This is a genomic window from Ferdinandcohnia jepli (genome assembly GCF_047246645.1).
In the GTDB taxonomy this organism is placed as follows: domain Bacteria; phylum Bacillota; class Bacilli; order Bacillales; family Bacillaceae_L; genus Ferdinandcohnia.
Genome location: NZ_JBFOKR010000057.1, coordinates 1 through 599 on the forward strand (window position 1 = coordinate 1; position 599 = coordinate 599).

Consider the following 599-nt stretch of genomic DNA (forward strand, 5'->3'; position numbering starts at 1 on the left):
TACATATATTCCTGTGCCCGCCCCCATAAATAGAAAGAACTGCCATAGACAGTTAACCCGGAAACAAACGGCCTCCAGTTTTTAAAGACATACCCAATTCTCATAATGAACAGCACAATCATCACAATAAGAGCAATCGGTGCAAGGAATGGTAACACCATAACCGCTATCGCAACAATTGCCATGATGATAACCATCTTCCAAATCATTTTAATAGAGGTAGCTAGGAAAAATGCGACATAACCTACAATAAGTAAAACGGTACTTTGGTACGAAAAAAAGACTACTAGTGGAAATAATAGAATTGCAGCGATATGTAGGGGAGTTGACTGTTGAGTTCGTATCCAATCTTTCATGTATTCACCAAGTTTCATTAATTTATGTAGTCATATTTTACTATATTTAGGTGAAAATAGCATTTCTTTTTAAGGACAAAGTAGAAAGTATATTAGATTGTATGTTTTAGGAGTGGAGGAGGTGCTGGTATCACCACTTTTTTATTGTGCGGGAAAGGAATTGCATATTAAAAAGATTAATTGCAGGATAAATACAATAATTGCATACTAACTAAGATTATTTGCATACTAATCCGATTAATT

1 protein-coding gene is annotated in these 599 nt (G+C 34.6%); it reads right to left on the reverse strand.

Translation table 11 applies throughout. The features are described 5' to 3' along the window. Positions 1-356, reverse strand: a 356-nt coding sequence (locus AB3M96_RS23640; protein WP_412970062.1) for a hypothetical protein, incomplete at its 3' end; no start/stop codon positions are given. Positions 357-599: the final 243 nt, after the last annotated feature.